The organism is Faecousia sp. (assembly GCF_048519415.1).
Classification (GTDB): Bacteria; Bacillota; Clostridia; order Oscillospirales; family Oscillospiraceae; genus JAZOXB01.
Genome location: NZ_DBFZUT010000027.1, coordinates 1 through 20,013, shown reverse-complemented (window position 1 = coordinate 20,013; position 20,013 = coordinate 1). Strand labels below are relative to the sequence as shown.

Genomic DNA, 20,013 nt, shown 5'->3' with positions numbered 1-20,013 from the left:
TCGTTTTATTTCTGTTCCGGGAAGAGCCGCACAATGGCCTGCGCCGCCGCTGCCTGCTCGGCGCGCTTTTTGCTCGTGCCGGAGCCCGTACCGACCTCCCTGCCGTTGAGCAGGACATGAACGTTAAATTCCTTGCAGTGGTCCGGGCCAGTCTCCGAGATGAGCTCATAGCTCAGCTGCTGCGATTTTTTGCGCTGCACGAGCTCCTGCAGCTCCGTCTTATAATCGTGGGTCTTTTCCGCCTCGGCGAGCTGCGGCAGGATGAGCCGCGTCACGATGTCGCTGGCCACGGCAAAGCCTCCGTCCAGATAGCTGGCAGCCACAACGGCCTCCATAACATCGCAGAGGATGCTCGGGCGGCGGCGGCCGCCGCTTTGATCCTCGCCGTTTCCGAGCAGCAGATGCTCGCCGAGCGAGAGACGCTCCGCCACGGCGGCAAGGCTCTTTTCGCAGACGAGCTCCGCGCGGATGCGCGTCAGATCGCCTTCGAGCTTTTTGGGGAAAGTCCGGTACAGATACTCCGCCGTCACGAAGCCGACAATGGAATCCCCAAGGAATTCCAGCCGCTCATAGCTGCGCAGCGGGTCCTGATAGATCTCGTTTGCACAGGAGGTGTGTGTCAGCGCCATGCGCAGAAGCTCCGGATCGCGGAACTTGTAGCCCAATGCCTTTTCCAGCTTATTCAGCATGTTCTTCCCCCCTGGGCAGGATCATCTGCCCGATATTGGCACGAATTTCCTCGCAGAAGCCGCTCTCGACCGCGCGGATGGCCTGCCGGATCGCGCCGCGGACAGCGGCGGCGTCGGACGAGCCGTGCGCCTTGATGACCGGGCGGCTGATGCCGATGACGATGGACCCGCCCGTTTCGCGGTAGTCCATGGTCTTGCGGATGCCGTTCAGGCCCTTTTTACACAGCAGCGCGCCGAGCATCGTCAGCGGATTGCGGTAGAACATCTGCTTCATCATGCCGGACATGAACATGGCCGTGCCCTCCATGGTCTTGAGCAGGACGTTGCCGGAGAAGCCGTCCGCCACGATAACATCCGCCGCGCCGAACGGCACATCGCGCGCCTCGACATTGCCGACGAAGTGGATGGTCCCCTGCTCCGCGGCGCGCTTCAGAAGCTGATGGGCCTCGCGGTGGAGCGGGTCGCCCTTCGTATCTTCCGCGCCGTTGTTCAGAAGGCCCACGCGCGGCGACTCGATGCCGAGCGCCTTCTGCGCGTAGAACGAGCCCATGCAGCCGAACTGCAGCAGGAATTCCGGCGTGCACTCGGCATTCGCGCCCGCATCGATGAGAATGGCGTGGCCGTCCTTCGTCGGAAGGACCGGCGAGAACGCCGCGCGGCGGATACCGCGGATGCGCTTGACGAGCAGCGTGGCCGCCGTGAGCAGCGCGCCGGTATTGCCGGCCGAGATGAACGCATCACCGCCGCCCTGCGCCAGCATTCTTGCGCCCAGCACGAGCGAAGAGTTCGGATGCTGCTTCACGACCGCGGCGGGATCGCAGTGCATGTCCACCACATCCTCGGCATTGGCAAGCTCCACGCCGTCCGGGAGCGTATCCCAGCCCTGGGCCTTCATGCTGGCAAGGATATCCGCGCCGCGGCCGACCAGAACGATCTGCACGCCGAACTCCTTTGCCGCCTCCAGTGCACCGCGCACCACGGCATCCGGGGCGTTGTCGCCTCCCATTGCATCCAGAATGATTTTCATGCCTGTTCCCTCATTTCTCCATGGCCTCCAGGTGCGCAAGCGACCGGTTGGCAATGGCCAGATTCTTGTTTGCTTTTCCACGCACCCGCTGCTCGAGCGGGGCGATGATGCCGAAATTCACATTCATCGGCTGGAACGATGCCACGGTGCTGTCGCTGACATAGTGCGCCAGCGCGCCGATGGCCGTCACGGTGCCGAAGTCCGGCACGGGCCTTCCCTCCAGCCGCGCCGCCATGCTGACGGCGGCAAGATAGCCGGAGGCGCACGATTCGACATAGCCCTCCACGCCCGTCATCTGCCCGGCAAAGGCGACCATGGGGTCGCGCCGGTCTGCGTAGCACGCGTCGAGCAGCTTCGGTGAATTCAGAAACGTGTTGCGGTGCATCACGCCGTAGCGGACGAATTCCGCATCGTGCAGCGCCGGGATCATGGAGAACACGCGCTTCTGCTCCGGAAAACGCAGGTGCGTCTGGAACCCGACGAGATTGTAGATGTTTCCGGCCGCATTGTCGCGCCGGAGCTGCACAACGGCATAGGGCTCGCGGCCCGTTGCCGGGTCCCGCAGGCCGACGGGCTTCAGAGGGCCGTAGCGCAGCGTGTCCTCGCCGCGGCGAGCCATGACCTCGACCGGCATGCAGCCCTCAAAGACGTTTTTGTCCTCAAAGCCGTGCACCTCCGCTTCCTCGGCGGCGGCCAGCTCCCGGACGAAGGCCTGATATTCCTCGCGCGTCATGGCGCAGTTGATGTAATCCGCGCTCCCGCGGTCATAGCGGGAGGCGTACCACGCCTTCGTCATATCGATGGACTCCAGCGTGACGAGCGGCGCAGCCGCGTCAAAGAAATGCAGATAATCCGTCTGGCCGAAATAGCGGCCGATGGCCTCGCTCATGGCGTCGGACGTCAGGGGGCCCGTCGCGATGATGACCGGCCCCGCCGGGACCTCGGTCACCTCCTCGGAGATGACCGTGATATTCGGGTGGCTGCGGATGCGCTCCGTCACCATACCAGAAAAGCCGTAGCGGTCGACGGCAAGGCAGCCGCCCGCCTCGACGCGCGTGGCATCGGCGCACTGCAGGATGAGACTCCCGAGCCGCCGCAGCTCCTCCTTGAGCAGGCCGACGGCATTTTCCAGCCGGTCGCCGCGCAGGGAGTTGGAGCAGACAAGCTCCGCAAAATCCGTGCAGTGGTGCGCAGGGGTCATTTTTACCGGCTTCATCTCGGACAGGCGGACGGCAAAGCCGCGCTCGGCAAGCTGCCATGCGGCCTCACTGCCCGCAAGTCCCGCGCCGATCACGCGTACTTCGGTCATGCTTCGCTCTCCGTTTTTGTCTTTTTGCGTGCGGCAGGCTTTTTCTCCGCCGCTTTTTTCGTGGTCTTCGCAGTTTTTGCGGCCTTGGCGGCCTTGGCCGTCTTCCCGGTCTTCGATGTCTTGGCCGTTTTGGCGGGCTTTTTTTCGGTCTCCTCCGCAGCCGGGGCGATCTCCTCGGCATTCTCGACGGTGTCCGTCGTGGCCTTCGGCATGCGGCGCTTATAACCGCGCTTATCCTCCGGCAGGAAGTCCGGGCACTTTTCGTTGATGCAGAACGGCTTCATCTGGCCGCGGCCGGACTTTTTGAACATCGTCTGCCCGCAGCTCGGGCAATCCTGCGCCGTGGGCACGTCCCACGTCATAAAGCCGCACTCCGCGCCGCGCTCGCAGGCGTAGTAGACATAGCCCTTTTTTGACTTGCGCTTGAGCATCCCACTGCCGCAGCGCGGGCAGCGGCCCGGCATACGCTCGACGAGCGGCTTGGTATTCTTGCACTCCGGGAAGCCGGGGCAGGCCAAAAACCGGCCAAAGCGGCCGCTCTTGATGACCATTTTGCGCCCGCACAGCTCACAGACCTCATCGGTCTCTTCATCCGGCACCTTGATGCGCACACCGTCGAGAGCTTTCTCGGCATCCTCCATCTCGCGGTGGAAATCCTGATAAAAATCGCGCAGGACGGTCTTCCAGCCGACCTTTCCGGCCTCGACCTCGTCGAGCTGGTGCTCCATATTCGCCGTGAACTCGACATCGATGATGTCGCGGAAGCGCTCGATCATCAGCTCGGTCACGACACGGCCGAGCGGCGTCGGCCAGAGGCGCTTGTCCTTCTTGATGACGTACTCGCGGTCCTGGATCGTTGCCACGATCGACGCATAGGTCGACGGGCGGCCCACGCCGCGCTCCTCCATCGCCTTGACGAGCGTCGCCTCGGTGTAGCGCGCGGGCGGCTGGGTGAAATGCTGGGCCTTTTCCTGCTTTTCGGCAGTCAGGCGTTCGGAGCCGTCGAGATCGGGCAGCGAGGAGGAGCGCTCCTCGGCCTCGTCGTCGCGGCCCTCTTCATACACGGCGGTAAAGCCGGAGAATTTCAGGATCTGGTCGCTGGCGCGGAAGGCATGGCCCGCGCATCGCGCGTCGATCTGCACGGCGTCATAGCGTGCATCGGACATCTGGCAGGCGACGAAGCGGCTCCAGATCAGCTTGTACAGCCGGTACTGCTCGCGCGTCAGGTCTGCCTGAATGGTCTCGGGGTCGAGCCGGACATTGCTGGGGCGAATGGCCTCGTGCGCGTCCTGCGCGCCCTCCTTCTTGCGGAAATGGCGGGGCTGGCCGGGATAGTAGGCCGGGCCGTAGCGATCGGTGATAAAATCACGCGCAGCGGCCAGCGCCTCCTCGGACAGGCGCAGGGAGTCGGTACGCATATAGGTGATGAGGCCGACGGTGCCCTCGCCGCTGATGTCGACGCCCTCATAGAGCTGCTGCGCAACGGCCATCGTGCGGCGCGGCGTCATATTGAGCTTTCGGGAGGCCTCCTGCTGCAGCGTGGAGGTGATGAACGGCGGCGTCGGCGAGCGGCGCTTTTCCGTGCGCTTGATGCCCGCAATGGTGAATTCCTGCCCGGCGATGTCGCGCAGAACCTCGTCGGCCTCGGCCTCGCTGTGCAGCTCGCGCTTCTTTTCCTCGCCGTAATAGTGCGCCGTGAAGCTGCCCGGCTTGTTCAGGCAGCGCAGCAGCACGTCGATCGTCCAGTATTCCTTCGGCACGAAGGCCTCAATCTCCTGCTCGCGCTCCACGACAAGACGCGTGGCAACAGACTGCACGCGCCCGGCGGACAGGCCGCGGCGGATCTTCTTCCACAGCAGCGGGCTGAGCTGGTAGCCGACGATGCGGTCAAGGATCCGGCGGGCCTGCTGGGCGTCCACCAGATTATAATCGATGCTGCGCGGCTCCTGAATGCTGCGCGTTACGACGTTTTTCGTGATCTCGTTGAACGTCACGCGCTCCGTCTTGTCGTCCGGCAGCTCAAGCAGCTCCTTCAGATGCCACGAGATCGCCTCTCCCTCGCGGTCCGGGTCGGTCGCGAGGTAGATGTGCTTTGCAGCCTTGGATGCGCTGCGCAGCTCGGAGATGATCGCGGCCTTGCTGGCCAGCGGCTGATAGTCCGGTTCAAAATCGTGCTCCAGATCGACGCCCATCTTGCTCTTGGGCAGGTCGCGCAGGTGGCCCATGCAGGCCTCGACGCGATAATCCGGGCCGAGATATTTTCCAATGGTCTTTGCTTTAGACGGTGACTCGACGATCACCAGATTCGATCCCTTTGTCATGAAGGGAACCTCCATATATCCATTATCCTCCGGCGCGCTGATAGCGGTTGCCGGGAAGCTTTTTGGCCAGCCCCTTGATCTGGAGCATGGTCATGGCCGCAAGCAGGCGCTGCGGCGGAAGGCCCGTATGCTCCGTGAGAAGATCCGCAAGGATCGGCTCCGGCGTCAGGGCGGCATAGACCGCCGCTTCGTCGCCGGACAGGGCGGGCGGTGCTTTCTTTCTGTCACTATAAGGCCTTGCAGGCGGATTGTCAATGTCTTTTTTGTCGAGGGCTGGGGACTTTTCCGGTGAAGACGCTGCCGGGCGGGCCGGTTTTGCCGGTCTCTCCGGCAGGGGCTGCGCAGGGACGGCCGCTGCGTAATGCGACCCAAAGCGCTGCTCCATCACCTCGCGGCGGCGACCGTCCGCCAGCTTGCCCGGAAACAGGTGCGTGTATTCCTGCAGCAGCTCCCAGCCGTTTTCGGGCATGAGCGCACCCTCGCGCAGCAGGCGATTCGTCCCCTCGCACGAGGCGACGCCGAGATTGCCGGGAATGGCAAATACGTCCCTGCCCTGCTCCAGCGCCAGCCGCGCCGTGATGAGCGCACCGCTCTGCGCCGAGGCCTCGACCACGAGAACGCCAACGGAAAGGCCGCTCAGAATACGGTTGCGCACCGGGAAATTGCCGCGCATCGGGCTCGTCCCCGGCGGGTATTCGCTCAGGAGGCAGCCTCTCGACGCGATCTGCGCAAACAGCTGGCCGTTTTCCGGCGGATAGGCGATGTCGAGCCCGCAGGCCAGCACACAAACGACCGGCTCCGGCAGGTCCATCGCGCTCTGCAGCGCCATGGTATCGATGCCGCGTGCACCGCCGGACATCACAAGCCCGCCGCTTGCGGCGATCAGGCGGGAGAACTGCTTGGCGTGCAGCAGGCCGTAGGCGCTGCACCGGCGTGAGCCGACAACGGCGATCGCGGCCTCGTGGTCAAAATCCGGCAGACGACCCTGATAATACAAAAGAGCGGGCGGGTCTGCAATGTTGCGCAGCCGCTCGGGATAGGCAGGCTCCGCATAGGTCAGAAGGCGGATGTCAAAACGGTCACACTGCGCCAGAATGCGCTCCGCGCCGTCCAGCGTTTTGTCGAGCAGCGGCTCGAGCCAGCTCCGCCGCAGGCCTTCCTCCGCCTGCAGCGCGGCCCGGTCCATGGCATAAATGCGCTCTGCCGTGCCGAACCGGCGCAGCAGCTCCGCGCGGCCCCGGACCCCGATGCCGCTTCGCGTTGCCAGCCAAACCCAGTGCTTCTGCATCTGCGCGCCCTCCTTCCGTGTTCTCCCGCGCTACGGCCGCATCTGCCACAGCACGATCGCCGCCGCGACGGCCGCATTGAGCGACTCGCAGCGCGGCTGCATGGGAATGATGATCTGCCGGTCCGAGGCGGCGAGCAGCTCCGGGCAAATGCCCTGCCCCTCGCTGCCGATGACGACAAGATGGCGCTTCAGATCGACCTCGCGCAGATCGCACGCCGTGTCGGACAGCGCCGTCGCCGCAATGGGGATCCCGGCGGCATGGCAGACACGGAGGACGTCCTCCATCGGTGCGCTCTGCGGCGGACGGCGGAACACCGCGCCCATGGAGGCGCGCACCGTCTTTTCGGAAAACGGATCGGCGCAGCCGTTCGTCAGCAGGACCGGCAGGTCGAAGGCGTCGGCCGTGCGCAGGATCGTGCCGAGGTTTCCGGGGTCCTGGATGCGGTCGAGCAGGAGCATGCCGGGCTGCACCCGGAGCGCGCCCTCCTGCGGCAGGCGCAGGGAGAATAAAACGCCCTGCGGCGTGCGCATACTCGAAACGCTCTGCATCAATGACGCAGGGACCTCGACCAGACGTGCCGACGATGGGAGTGCCGGGCAGCGCTCCGGCTCGCTCGTCAGAACGGCCGTCACCTCGGGATACCACTTGAGTGCCTCCTCCAGAAGCTTCCAGCCGTCCGCCACAAATTCGCCGCAGCTCTCGCGATAGGCGCGCGAGGTCTGCAGCTTCCGCATGTGCTGCACGAGCGGATTGTGACTGCTTGTGATACGCTCCATTCGGGAGACCCTCCTCTGGTTTGATATCTATATTAAATAGTATAGCACATCACTTTTCGGAAATCAATGCATGTTTTCCCGCCGCATCGTGCGGCCAGTTGCGCCAAAATGCGACATATGCTATAATGCCTGCAGACACGATATTTCCGGAGGTGAGCGGATGGCGCGCATCAGGCATGATCTTAACACGATCTATATTTCCGGGCGGCTGCAGGAGAGCCTGCGGCCGGTCTCCCACTGCGCACTGACGGCGATCGTTGCACCCATGGGCTACGGCAAGACGACGGCCGTCAACTGGTTTCTCGCCAGAGAGGCGCCGCCACACTGTATCCGCATCAGCGTCTATTCCGCCCACCTTGCCATTCTCTGGCGAAGCGCGCAGGAGGCCTTTGCCCACGCCGGGTTCCCGTTCCTGCGTGACTACGACTGCCCTGTCGATGCCGCGGGCGCAGGGCTTCTGGCGGACGGCCTGTGCCGCGGGCTGGCCGGGCCGGAGCCGTGCTATCTCTTCCTCGACGATTTTCACCTGCTGGCCGATGCGCGCGTCGCGGATTTCCTGTGCACGCTTGCAAACCGCCTGCCGGAAAACGTCCACCTCATCGTTGCCGGGCGCGACCGCTTTCTGCCTGCCGACGCGCAGCTGCGTCTGGGCATCCGCCTGCACCGGATCGGCGCGGAGCAGCTCCGGCTTGGCCGCGAGGAGCTGGCCATCTATGCCCGCCGCTGCGGCGCCGCGCTGTCCGAGTCGCAGCTGACCGCGCTTCTGACCTCCACGGAGGGCTGGTTCTCCGCCGTCTACCTCAATCTGCGCTCGCTGGCCGAGCGCGGAACGCTGGCCGACGGAAATTCGGATATCTACGCCATGTTCACGGCCGCCATGCTTGACCCGCTGCCGCAGCGCACACAGGAATTTCTGGCCGTGCTCGGTCTTGCCGATGAATTCACGGCGGAAATGGCGCGCTTTGTCACCGAAGAGCCGGAAACGGAGCAGCTGCTGGGCGCGCTGACTGCGCAGAACGCCTTTGCCAGCCTTCTTCCGGACGGCGTGACCTATCGCTTCCACCACATGATGAAGGCCTGCGCCGCGCAGGTCTTCCGCACGCTCCCGGAGCCCCGGCAGCGGGCCTGCCGGGCGCGCTATGGGCGCTGGTACGCCGCGCACGGGCAGATGCTCCACGCCATGGATTCCTTCCGGCGCTGCGGCGACTATGCTTCCCTGCTGGACGCTGTGACGCAGGACGCCGGCATTCTGCTTTCCACGCTGGACCCCGCTCTGGTGCTTTCTGCGCTGGAGGAATGCCCGAAAGACGCGCTGCTGGCGCATCCGCTTGCCATTCTGGTGCTGATGCGCTGCATGTTCAACTGGAGCCGTATCCCGAAGATGCTGGAGCTGCGCGAGCTGCTGCAGAGCGCGCTGGACGCGCACCCGGAGCTGCCGCCGAACGAGCGCGGAAATCTGCTTGGCGAATGCGACCTCATCCTGAGCTTCCTATCCTACAACGATATTTCGGCCATGAGCCGCCTGCACCGCAGCGCCAGCAGCAAAATGACCCGTCCGGCCATCACCATCCGCCGGAGCGGCGGCTGGACGTTCGGCTCGCCCTCCGTGCTGATGATGTTCCACCGGACGCCCGGCGCGCTGGAGGCAGAGCTGTCCGAGATGGACGAGTGCATGCCGCATTATTACCGCGTCACGAACGGCCACGGCCGCGGGGCGGAGCAGATCATGCGTGCGGAGGCGCTGCTTCTGCAGTGCCGCTTTGCCGACGCCCATATTGCGCTGGAGCGCGACCGGAGCACCGGGCCTCTGCAGGAGAGCATGGCCCTGTGCTGCGACCTTCTGGCGCTGCGGCTGTCGCTTTTCCGGGACGTTTCCCTGCCGTACACGCGCGAGCAGCGCAACGCCGGGCTGGTGCGGCAGCACAACGCCGCATGGCTCCCGATCTTTTACGCCATCTGCGCCTATTATGATGCGCTGCGCGGAGATACGGAGCGCATTCCGGAGCTGTTCCGCCTGCACCGGCTCGACACCGTCCACATTCTGGCCCCCGGACGGCCGATGTATGACATGATCGAAAATCAGGTCTGGCTGGCGCAGGGAGAGTATGCCCGGCTCATCGGCCGGAGCGAGGCGCTTCTGGCCGCCTGCGCGCGATTCCCCTATGCCCTTGTCGCCCTCCATGTGCGCATCCAGACGGCTGCCGCCTATGCGCAGCTCGGCAAACGCGCCGAGGCCGAGGCGCTGCTGGAGCAGGCTCTGGCCGATGCCGCGCCGGACGGACTGATTCTGCCGTTTGCGGAGAATTACCGCTATCTTGCGCCGCTGCTGGAAAATCGCCCGGACACGCAGGCGATCGCGGAACTGGGCAGGCTGTCTGAGGCGCGCCGCACCCGGCCTGCGGCCCTCGCCGGGCTTACCCCGCGGGAGCTGGAGCTTGCCGACCTGCTTGCGCAGCGCCTGACGAACCGCGAGATCGCCGGGCGGCTCGGCCTCTCCGAGGGCAGCGTCAAGCAGTATCTGAACCAGCTCTATGCCAAGCTCCACATCGACGGCGACACCCGCCGGAAACGGCAGGAGCTTGCAGTCCTGTTAAAGCAGCCTGGTTAACCTTTGGTTAATAGACTTTCTGAACATTCCGCCGTACAATGTCTCTGTACGGTGGAATTTTTTACCCGGCAGAAAACGGAAAGGAAGGATCGAATCATGAAAAGAGCATTTTCCCTGCTTCTGGCCCTTGCACTCCTCTTGACCCTCGCCGCCTGCGGCAGAGAGGAGGCCCCGACGGAGGAGCTGCCGGGCGAGGACTGGCGCACCACGGGCATGGTAAACGACCGGGGCACGATCGTGCAGGACGGCGTGGAAACGCCGGTCTGCGTCTGCATCGGCAGCGAATGGGCGACATTTTATTACGACGAGGCGGAACAGATCTGCTTTGACAGCGTCACCTATCCCGTTGAAATCCCGAACGCCGCGTCCGATTACTGGAGCATCTCCTTTGACGATGTGACCGGCGACGGCAGCAGCGACATCCGGCTGGAATTCCGGCAGGAGGACGGCACCGAAACGGTGCTCGTCTGGTACTGGGAGGGCGAGGACTGCTTCCAGTTCCAGCCGGACGCCTCCTACGGTCCCTACGCCTCAGACTCCACGCAATACCTCGCAGCTTATGTTGGCCTCTGGGAATACGTCGGTCAGAATTTCTGGATCCGCATCCACGAGGACGGCACATGGGACATTCTGAATTCCGAGGAGACCGTGCTGGAATCCGGCATTGCCACTGCCGGCGCGGCGGGCGTGGAGCTGGGCTATGAGGATTCCGACGACAGGCTCGTGCTGGAGTATTCCCCGTCCGGCGAACTGCTCGATCCCGCAAACGGCGGCGTTCTGCGGCAGGTCAGCGCGATCGTGCTGCGCTCCGCCTTTGAAAACGGCGATCTGATGATCAACTGCGACGTGGGCGGCGGCCCATATGAGCTGGAGGACGGCGTCTGCTTCTACGCAGAGGGCGGCGACGGCTACCAGACCGCGCCCTGCCTGTGGCAGGTGACGAAGCAGGACGACAATGTCCACGACGGCATGCGCGAGATCGCCTTTGACGCCGTGTGCTACATCCCGGCCGAGTCGATCCCCTACTTCGAGCAGGATTTTCAGACGGTCCTGAGCAGCGAGCTCTATGACTACTACACGGGCATGTGGCTGACCGCCTCCTCCGCCTATGACGACACAGAGCGTGGCGAGAATCACTACCTGCACACCGTCAGCTGGAACGGCACGGACTACGAGATCGAATTCTTCTATTCCACGCAGTGGGAGGACACCGCGGACGGTGGGCGGCTCTTTACGAAGAGCTACATCGTCTATGTGCCCGAGGACTACGACGGCCTGATCTTCGCCGCCGAGCCGCAGCCCGCCACCTATGACGAGACCGACGCCCGGCTGGATCTCGACAGGATCTGTCCCGAGGCAAGCATCCTTGCGATCGACCTCATCGACCCGGAGCACTTCCTGTTCTTCGACCTCTGTGCCTGAGCACAGGCCAAACCGGCAGCCGGATGCGTTTCCGGCTGCCGGTTTGGTCTATAACAGAAACAGGATTCAGGCCAGATAGCCCTCTCTTGCCTTCACGCCGAAATGGGCCTCCAACTGGTGCATCTGCTCGTCGGTGATGGTATTGACCAGCGGCAGGTGGGCGATCTTCATGTAAATTTCCGCTGCCTTTTCGGCGGTTTCAATGAGGCCAAAGGTCTCATCCAAGTCCTTGCCTGCGCCGTAGATGCCATGCTGCGCCCAGACAACAAGCCGGGCGGTGCGCATCTTCTCAGCGGTGGCCTCACCGATCTCGTTCGTGCCGCAGAGCATCCACGGCAGCACATTCACGCCGTCCGGGAACACCACAATGCACTCCGTGCACATCTGCCAGAGCGTGCGGGTGAACTGCTTTTCATCGAGTATGTGGACATAGGTCATGGCAAGCAGGTTTGCCGGATGGCAGTGCATGACCACACGGTTCTGTGGATCCACCTTCAAACGCTCGGCGTGGCTCATCATGTGTGCCGGAAATTCGGACGTGAATTTCCCACCGTCCGCAAAGCCCCACAGAAGCTGTGCCGTCTCGCCGCCATTTGTCAGCCGCACCAGACCCAGATTGACCTCCGGGGCGTACTGCACATTCTTGAAATACTTGCCTGTGCCGGTGACGAGGAAGTACTTGCCGTCCAGCTCTGGACAGGAAAAGCCCGTGGGAATCTCCCGCAGAACCGCGCCGTCCACATAATCGTTGACCTGCGATTCCTCCAGCAGCAGGCTCACATTTCCGCCGTTGCGCTCGTCCCAGCCGTGGTCGTACATATTCGTCACGGTGCGGATCATCTCCACCATCCACGGGGCTGTCAGAATATTTTTCATGCTCTCGCCTCCAGAATGTTCTTTTCATACGCCCACACCAGCGGCAGCCACGCGCCGTCCTCCGGCACGCCGCAGCGGCGGCAATACTCTGCCCAGACCTCGCCGAAGGGCATGGTCTTCAGTTCCTCCTGCCGAACGAGCAGATCGGTAAAATTACCCGCGTTCTGTTCAGCCGTCATATCCGGCGTCAGCAGGGCGTTCAGCAGGGCCTTCTGCACATTGCGGAAGCCCGTGACCCACGCGGCGATGCGGTTGACAGAGGCATCGAAGTAATCCAGCGCCAGATACACCCGGCCGTCCAAGCCGCCGCAGCGGACGATCTCCTTGCAGAGCTCCTTCGTTTCGTCATCGAACAGCACCACATGATCGCTGTCCCAGCGCACCGGGCGGGTGATGTGCAGGGCGATCTCCGGGAAGAAGGTCAGCAGTGCCGGGATTTTGTCGCTGACCACCTCGGTGGGGTGATAGTGGCCGTTGTCCATCAGGGGGATGCACTTATCCCTGTTCATGGCGGCGTAGCTCAGGGCAAATTCCGCGCTGCCCACGGTGTAGCTCTCCACGCCGATGCCGAAAACCTTGCTTTCGACGCATGGCTTGACCTTGGTAAAGTCAAAGGGCTCCGAGAGAATTTCGTCGATGGACTGCTTGTAGCGCATACGCGGCCCCAGACGGTCGGCGGGGATGTCCTTGAAGCCGTCCCCTGTCCAGATGTTCATGGTACAGGTCTGCCCCAGCGCCTCCGCCAGATACTGCGAAATGCGCACGCAGGCTTTGCCGTGCTCCACCCAAAAGCGGCGGGTCTCCTCGTTGGGGGAACTGAGCGTCAGCGGATCACACTTGCGATGGGAAAAGAACGTCGGGTTGAAGTCCGCGCCGAGGCCGTGCTTTTCGCAGAACTCCACCCACGGGGCGAAGTGCTTGGGCTCCAGCTTGTCCCGATCTACCCACTCGCCGTCGTCAAAGATGGCATAGCTTGCGTGGAGGTTCAGCTTTTTTGTGCCGGGGCACAGCTTGAGCACCTCCTCGATGTCCGCCATCAGCTCCTGCGGAGTCCTCGCGCGGCCGGGATAGCTGCCAGTGGTCTGGATGCCGCCGGTAAGGGGCTTGGTGGGGTCGGTGTCGAAACCGCGCACATCGTCCCCCTGCCAGCAGTGCAGGGATAGCGGCACAGTTTTCAGCTTTGTAAGCGCCGCTTCGGTATCCACACCGAGGGCGGCGTATTTTTCTTTTGCTTCCGTATAGCTCATAGGTCTGCCTCCATTTGTATTTTCAGATTCCCCAGCGCCGTCGCCTCGATGGGCAGGGCAACGACCCGCTTGCCGGTGGCCTGTGCCGTCAGGCGGTTTAGCAAGTCGTTTTTCGCGCCGCCGCCCACGATGTACAGCTTGTCGTATTGCTTTCCAGTGTTTCGCTCCAGCTCTGCAAGGGCTTTCGCATAGCTCTCTGCAAGGCTGCGATAGGCGCAGCGGAAATAATCGCCGATGCTGATGAGCTTTCCGCCGGTCGCCGTGTCAAAGACGGCCTTCATACTCTTGGGAGCCAGAAATTCCGGGGCGTTGGCGTCGATGAGGGCATCGCAGCGGCTCTCCTTTGCGGCGTTCACGATCTCCGCAAAGCCCAGCCCGCTGCAAAGCTCCTTTTGCAGCTCGTTGGCCAGCCACATGCCCATGATGTTCTTCTGATAGCGGTTATAGCCCACGCCGCCCTCGTTGGAGTAATTGGCGGCACGGCTGGCGGTAATTGTAATGGGCTTCGGCGTTTTGACGCCCAAAAGCGACCATGTGCCGCTGGAAATATAGGGCGCGTTTTCCTCCATGGGGATGCCCTCCACCGCCGAGGCGGTGTCGTGGGTGGCACAGAGGACGCACTTTATCCCCTCATACTCGCCCAGCACCGTCCCCGGCTTTTGGAGTTTGGGGAAGATGGGCGGCAGACCGAGCGCTGAAATAATCTCCGGGTCAAATTTGCCCGTTTCTGCGTTTACCATGCCGGTGGTAGTGGCGTTGGTGTACTCTCTGGACTTCACACCGCAGAGCTTCCAGAGGAGATACTCCGGGATCATCAGAAAATCCGTCACGCCCTCCAGCCGCCCCGCCAGCTGATCGGCATAGAGCTGGTAGATGCTGTTGAAGGGCTGGAACTGGCAGCCGGTTTTGGCGTACAGCTCCGCAAACGGCAGAATTTCGTGAACCTTGGGAATGGCCGCCTCCGTGCGGCTGTCGCGGTAGGCATAGACGGGACGGACTTCTTCCTCGCCGCGCAGCAGCACATAGTCCACGGCCCAGGTATCGACAGACAGGCTGACGATCTCCGGGAACTCGGCCTTCGCCGCCGCGATGCCCGCCTTCACATGGGAAAGCAGCGCATCCACGTCCCAGACGAGATGGCCGTTCTGCTCCTGTACGCCGTTGGGGAAGCGGTAGACCTCTCTTGCTTTGATTTCGCCGTCCTCCCGCCAGCCCACAATGTGCCGCCCGGAGGACGCGCCGATGTCAATGGCAAGGTAATATCGTTTCATTTCCATTCATACCGATGCTGTCCGGCTCCGACGGTCCGGCCCGTTCCGTCCGGCAGGAGGATCTCCGCCGTTGTGTTCGCAGGGATGCCCACGGTCAGCCGATAGCCGTTCTCCGTCCGCTCCCAGCTTGTCGTAACGTTTCCACAAATGCTCCAATAACTAGCCCGTGCGAAGGTGATGTCCCCGCCGGGCTTCGGTGCAATTGTAACATGGTTTTCTCCGGTGATCCGGATGCCGCACATCGTGTTCATCAGCCACTCGCAGACCGCGCCTTTGGAATAGTGGTTCAGCGAGGCGATCCATTTGTCCTTCTGGTTGCCCTCCCAGGCCTCCCAGATCGTTGTTGCGCCGGACTTCGGCATAAAGAGCCAGCCGGGCATTTCCTCGTTTTCCAGCAGACGGTAGGCATAGCTGATATCCAGCCCCGCCAGAACGTCCAGGATCATCGGCGTGGAGAGGAAGCCGGTCCCGAGACGCCAGCCATAGTGGTCCAGCGCGGCAATGAGGCGCTTTCTGGCAAAGGCCTCCTGCTCCGGCGTCAGCAGCCCCATATACAAGGGCCGGACGAGCTTGGCCTGCCGGTCGGTATCCAGCGAGTAGCCGTCCTTCGTAACGAGTTCCTGATAGGCGCGTTTCGCGCCCTCGCTGTATTCCCGGATGCGCGCCAGCTGCGGCGTTTCCGGCTTGCCGAGGATCGAGGCGATCTCCAGCACACGCTTGAGCGTAAAATATGTATAGGCCGTGGATTCCTCCGGGTGCGGAATGAAAAAGTCGATCCCGTGGAAGGCCATGACGTCATTCGGCTCGGCCCACTCGCCGTAGGACTTGCCGCAGTTAACAGCATACTTTCGATTTTTGTGGGAAAGATGCATGGGCTTGGCGAAGATCCCGCCCCATTTCCCCGCGCGGCGGATCATAAAGTCCGCATAGCGCAGCATGTTGTCGTAATACGCACGCAGCAGGCGGTCGTCGCCGTATTTCTGATAGAAATAGTACGGGATATAGACACCTGCGCACGCCCAGCCGACGGAGCCGTTCATTTTGTTGATGCTCGGCGACTCGTTTGCAAACGGCGCGATCTGCGGCAGGCGGCCGCTGCGCCACTGGCGGTCAAAAATGTCGCGCACATGCTTGCGGGCAAAGGCCGCATAGTCCGTGAGATAGGACGCCGTGTTGAAGAAGACCTGACTGTCGCCCGTCCAGCCCATGCGCTCACGCGTCGGGCAGTCCGTCGGCACGTCGGTGGAGTTGCTCTTCAGGGACCACAGAGTGTTGTGGTAAAATTGGTTGATCAGGCGATTGGAGCACTCGAATTTTGAAGTTTCCTCAAAGGCGCTGTAGACGGCAACTGCCGTAAAATCCTCTGTCCGGAATTCGACGTCCGTGTCGACCTGCGCATACTGGAAGCCGCCGTAATAGAATTTCGGCGTGTATTCGTTCACGCCCTCCCTGCAGGTGTAATCCAGCTCCTGCAGCGGTGAGGGTCTTCCTTTGGTAATGCACTGGATGTTCCGGAGCGTCAGTTCGCCGCTGTCATCGAGCGTTTCGCCCATCGTGATGTGGACTCGCTGGCCCTTGTGTGCCGTCACACGGAAGGACACATAGCCCGAAAGATTCTGCGCATATTTGAGGACAGTCTTGCCGGACGGCGTTGTGATCCGTTCGACCGGGGCAAAGCGCTCGCGCTCGAGGACCGGTACGTTGTCGGATGCCGTCAGCGGCGCATGCTCCTCCACGACGCGGACACTGCCGGAATAGGAGGGCTCGCAATTTGCATCCACGATCTCGCCGTCCTTGAGGTCGGCAAAGCGGATGGGGCCGTCATTGCTCCACGCCCAGCTCCCGTCGCTGCAGACGGTCTGCGTCGTTCCGTCCGCCAGCGTCAGCTCCAGCTGCGCCAGCAGCTTTGTCTGCGTGCCGAAGGTGTTCGTCTGCCCTGCGCCGCCGTTGGAGCCGCGGTACCAGCCGTCCGCCAGCTCGACGGTCAGGGCGTTTTCGCCGCCCCGCAGCAGGTCCGTCACATCGTAGACCTGATACTGGATGCGCTTGCGGTAGTCCGTGGAGCCGGGCGTCAGCAGCGCGTCCCCGACGCGCCGGCCGTTGAGCCGCGCCTCATACAGGCCGCAGGCCGTAAGATACAGCCGGGCCTTTTGAACCTGTCCCGCGGAAAACACCTTGCGGAAGCAATCCACCGGGTAGCGCTGCTTTTTACGGACGGGATAGTCCCCCGCGATCCACAGGGCGCTCCAGTCCGAAGCATTCAGAAGCCCCATTTCGAAAAAGGCCTCGCTCGACCACGCGCCGGGATCGTCGTTCTCATCCCAGAGCCGCACGCGCCAGCTGACGCGCTGCCGGGAAGCAAGCGCGTTTGGATAATCCGCGTGCATGGAGCCGGAGGGCACCTTCCCGCTGTCCCATACCGTACGGCCGTCCGTCGCTGCAAGGATCTGGAATGCGCTCTGCGTGATCCCGTCCTCACAAGTCCAGAACAGCCGCGGATGCGGAATATCAATGCCCAAAGGGTCCTGCAGATATTCCGTTTTTAATCGTACTGCTTTCATGATTCACTCTCCTGTTTTCAGCGAGCAGAAATCGCTGCCAGTCTTGCCGGTATCCTTGTGCTCTGAAACAGAGTATCGGCCCGCCGCGGCAAACACTGCGCAAGCCGCGCCTTTGTTCATCACTTTAATTCATTATAGAGAGCCGTCCGGAATTTGTCAATTGCTTTTGACAGCATTTTCCGCCGCCCAATTTTCAGAAGAACGGCCGGAAATTCCCTGACAGACTTCCGGCATATTCGATCTTTTTCGGGCAATGCTATGACTGCGGTACCCAAAATCACATTTCAAGGAGATGTACGCAATGAAAAATACGAACCAGATCAATATCCCGGAAGCTCGCGAGGCCATGGACAAGTTCAAGATGGAAGCCGCCAACGAAGTCGGCGTCAACCTGAAGCAGGGCTACAACGGTCACCTGACCTCCCGTGAGGCCGGCTCCGTCGGCGGCCAGATGGTCAAGAACGTGTGCCCCATACGAACCGCGAGATTTACAAGAAATAACCGGATCATGGAGGGGCATATACAGGCGGTGCGGTACATAGTGCGGATCAGCGTATAAGAAAGTCAGCACGAACAAGCGGAACGTCATCCGCTGTTCGTGCTGACTCTTTAGATTGACCTACAGTTCTTCTGTCTTGAACGTCGTATACCCCTCGTAATAATAGCTGTGGTCGATGCCCTTCATAAAGACCTCACGGCTATCCACGTCATCCGTCAGTGCGGCTTTCAGCAGCACTTTAATCTCCACATCCTTAATTGGACTGCGCTCCATCGCAAGCAAATAGTCCTCCTTATCGACCTTGCTCCAATCCACGACCTGTCCGATACCGTTTTTCAGCATCAAATCGAGCCAGATGCGCATACTGCGCCCATTACCCTCGCGGAACGGGTGAGCGACGTTCATTTCCACATACTTTTCGATGATTTCATCGAATGTACTCTGCGGCATTTTCTCGATGTTGGTCAGCGCCGCTTCCAGATACATGAGCGGCGCGAAGCGGAAATTGCCTTTCGCCAAATTTACAGTGCGAAGCTCACCCGCAAAGTCATAAATGTCATCAAAAAGGTACTTATGAATTGCCTTGAGCGACGCGAACGTGCCGACAGGCAGCTTGTCCAGCGTGCCGCTTTCAAACAGCCACACGGCCTTTTTCTTGCTGATCCGTTCCTCCTCCCGCGCAAGGTCTGCAGAACTCGTCAGCCCCAATTTATTTTCCAGTGCCATAGCGCACCTCCTCGTTACTTCAATCTATACTTCTTTTCCGCCCCTCTGCCGACGACCTCGATCAGCCCTTCCTCGCTCATCTGGCGGGTCAGCAGATAGGCTCTGGTCTTTTTGATATGCAGCAGCTCCTGCAACTCCTCGTCGCGCATTTCACCGTATTCCTTGAGGTAGTCCAGAACGATTTTCATCTGCGACGTAATGACCGGCGCGGCGGGCTTTGATTCTGCCGCAATTTCTGCGCCCGCAGAAACAGCGTTCATGTTCGGCAGCACGATTCTAAATGCATTTGTCGTTGCCTCAATGCTGGGCTGGGCGGGGCAGTTTGCATAGAGCTTGAAAATGCGGCGGATGCCGGTGCCGTAGCTTTCAATCAGGCGCAGACGATGAAAGATCTCCGCCAGCTTCTTATTCCTCGGCTGAGAAACGCCGAGGCGGATATCCTCCGTGGAAAGGCCGGGCAGGAGGCCGCCCAGAGAAATAAATTCCATTTTGCTGTCGTTCACGTTGATGATAATGCTGCCGCTGAAGCTGTAGTCCCGATGCACCAGCGCATTGAGCAGCGCTTCGCGGATGGCTTCCTCGGGATAGTCCTGTTTATCCGTGCGGATGACGCCCTTGATGGTGGAGACTGTCCTGTTGCACAGCGCCAGATAGTTGATCGAGTTTTCAAACTGCTTGAAGATCGAGCCGCCAAACTCCTTGCTGTCCCGGAACTCTGTGCAGGATTCATCGTTGAATGCGGCGATTTTTGTCGTGTGCTGGCACTGATCGGACAGAAGCAGCGCCAGATTGGTGTACTGATCGTCGTGGATGTTCCGAAGCCCCAGCTCAATATACTTGTCCTCTGAAAAATCCACCTTGTACCGCTTGAACGCAGCCGCAGCTTCATCAAAGGTCAGATTCTGCTGTACGGAGCGCATTTCTTCGAACACGTCGCCGTCCGAATCTTTGATCATCTGCCGGATCTGTTCCGGCGACGCCTGCACACTCGTCGCGCCCTGCCGGACGTAAACGCCAGCGGGCTTCAGTCCTTTGCCCTTCAGATAATACGGCTTATAGCTGCCCTCACCGACTTCAATGCGGATGACCTTGTTCTCCTGCAGCACATAGCGCACGAACATTGTCACATCCGGCTGAATGGCGTCGCGGATACCGTTCGTCAGCCGCGTGTAGGTCTCGTCCACATTGTCAATGCCGGTCACATTTCCCTGATCGTCAATGCCGATATAGATCACACCGCCGTCAGTATTCGTAAAGGCGATGACTTCCTTGTAAATGTCGTCCGTCAGTTGAGATTTATATTCCATGCGCTCGTTTTCGTACTGCATCAATCACACCTCCGTGTTGGTTATTTTTATTATACCACATTTTTTATATGAAACAAGTGAAAAT

The 20,013-nt window shown here is 61.4% G+C and carries 15 protein-coding genes; 3 read left to right on the top strand and 12 right to left on the bottom strand.

The genetic code is table 11. The features are described from left to right. Positions 1-5: 5 nt before the first annotated feature. The 6 genes from rnc to ACMKFF_RS03040 are packed head-to-tail and all read right to left on the bottom strand — an operon-like array spanning position 6 to position 7,411. The gene (gene rnc, locus ACMKFF_RS03065) at positions 6-689 is read right to left on the bottom strand and encodes a ribonuclease III (protein ID WP_349136571.1); all 684 of its coding nucleotides are present in this window, start codon (positions 687-689) and stop codon (positions 6-8) included. Beyond that, positions 679-1,716, bottom strand: coding sequence for a phosphate acyltransferase PlsX (plsX, locus tag ACMKFF_RS03060; protein ID WP_419495991.1), 1,038 nt, complete (start codon positions 1,714-1,716; stop codon positions 679-681). The genes rnc and plsX overlap by 11 nt, the downstream gene beginning before the upstream one ends. A gap of 10 nt (positions 1,717-1,726) precedes the next feature. Next, entirely contained in the window at positions 1,727-3,025 is a 1,299-nt protein-coding gene (trmFO, locus tag ACMKFF_RS03055) for a methylenetetrahydrofolate--tRNA-(uracil(54)-C(5))-methyltransferase (FADH(2)-oxidizing) TrmFO (protein ID WP_419495990.1), read from the bottom strand. Beyond that, positions 3,022-5,346, bottom strand: coding sequence for a type I DNA topoisomerase (topA, locus tag ACMKFF_RS03050; protein WP_419495989.1), 2,325 nt, complete (start codon positions 5,344-5,346; stop codon positions 3,022-3,024). The genes trmFO and topA overlap by 4 nt, the downstream gene beginning before the upstream one ends. Before the next feature lie 22 nt (positions 5,347-5,368). Continuing rightward, positions 5,369-6,634 carry a DNA-processing protein DprA gene (dprA, locus tag ACMKFF_RS03045; protein ID WP_419495988.1) on the bottom strand — a complete coding sequence of 422 codons (1,266 nt, stop codon included), beginning with the start codon at positions 6,632-6,634 and terminating at the stop codon, positions 5,369-5,371. Positions 6,635-6,664: 30 nt separating this feature from the next. Next, positions 6,665-7,411, bottom strand: coding sequence for a TrmH family RNA methyltransferase (locus ACMKFF_RS03040; RefSeq protein ID WP_417323790.1), 747 nt, complete (start codon positions 7,409-7,411; stop codon positions 6,665-6,667). A 160-nt stretch (positions 7,412-7,571) separates the two neighbouring features. On the opposite strand from ACMKFF_RS03040, the gene ACMKFF_RS03035 reads away from it, so the two are divergent. Next, complete coding sequence (locus ACMKFF_RS03035; RefSeq protein ID WP_419495987.1) at positions 7,572-10,019, top strand: LuxR C-terminal-related transcriptional regulator; 2,448 nt, start codon at positions 7,572-7,574, stop codon at positions 10,017-10,019. A 96-nt stretch (positions 10,020-10,115) separates the two neighbouring features. Next, positions 10,116-11,441 carry a hypothetical protein gene (locus tag ACMKFF_RS03030; RefSeq protein WP_419495986.1) on the top strand — a complete coding sequence of 442 codons (1,326 nt, stop codon included), beginning with the start codon at positions 10,116-10,118 and terminating at the stop codon, positions 11,439-11,441. Positions 11,442-11,507: 66 nt separating this feature from the next. On the opposite strand, the gene rhaD is transcribed toward ACMKFF_RS03030, so the two are convergent. Genes rhaD through ACMKFF_RS03010 form a run of 4 tightly spaced genes read right to left on the bottom strand, consistent with a single transcriptional unit; the run spans position 11,508 to position 17,396 of the window. Continuing rightward, positions 11,508-12,317, bottom strand: coding sequence for a rhamnulose-1-phosphate aldolase (gene rhaD / locus ACMKFF_RS03025; protein WP_419495985.1), 810 nt, complete (start codon positions 12,315-12,317; stop codon positions 11,508-11,510). Beyond that, complete coding sequence (locus ACMKFF_RS03020; RefSeq protein WP_419495984.1) at positions 12,314-13,564, bottom strand: L-rhamnose isomerase; 1,251 nt, start codon at positions 13,562-13,564, stop codon at positions 12,314-12,316. The genes rhaD and ACMKFF_RS03020 overlap by 4 nt, the downstream gene beginning before the upstream one ends. Next, positions 13,561-14,841, bottom strand: a complete 1,281-nt coding sequence (locus ACMKFF_RS03015) for a rhamnulokinase (RefSeq protein ID WP_419495983.1) — start codon at positions 14,839-14,841, stop codon at positions 13,561-13,563. The genes ACMKFF_RS03020 and ACMKFF_RS03015 overlap by 4 nt, the downstream gene beginning before the upstream one ends. Beyond that, complete coding sequence (locus ACMKFF_RS03010; RefSeq protein ID WP_419495982.1) at positions 14,832-17,396, bottom strand: family 78 glycoside hydrolase catalytic domain; 2,565 nt, start codon at positions 17,394-17,396, stop codon at positions 14,832-14,834. The genes ACMKFF_RS03015 and ACMKFF_RS03010 overlap by 10 nt, the downstream gene beginning before the upstream one ends. 301 nt (positions 17,397-17,697) lie before the next feature. Between ACMKFF_RS03010 and ACMKFF_RS03005 the strand changes: the two genes are divergently transcribed. Next, on the top strand, positions 17,698-17,955 hold the full coding sequence (locus ACMKFF_RS03005) for an alpha/beta-type small acid-soluble spore protein (RefSeq protein WP_419495981.1): 258 nt from the start codon (positions 17,698-17,700) through the stop codon (positions 17,953-17,955). A gap of 60 nt (positions 17,956-18,015) precedes the next feature. On the opposite strand, the gene fic is transcribed toward ACMKFF_RS03005, so the two are convergent. Both fic and ACMKFF_RS02995 read right to left on the bottom strand, forming a co-directional pair. Beyond that, the gene (fic, locus tag ACMKFF_RS03000) at positions 18,016-18,621 is read right to left on the bottom strand and encodes a protein adenylyltransferase Fic (protein ID WP_419495980.1); all 606 of its coding nucleotides are present in this window, start codon (positions 18,619-18,621) and stop codon (positions 18,016-18,018) included. Between the two features lie 14 nt (positions 18,622-18,635). Beyond that, positions 18,636-19,949 carry an RNA-binding domain-containing protein gene (locus ACMKFF_RS02995; RefSeq protein WP_419495979.1) on the bottom strand — a complete coding sequence of 438 codons (1,314 nt, stop codon included), beginning with the start codon at positions 19,947-19,949 and terminating at the stop codon, positions 18,636-18,638. Between the last annotated feature and the right edge of the window lie 64 nt (positions 19,950-20,013).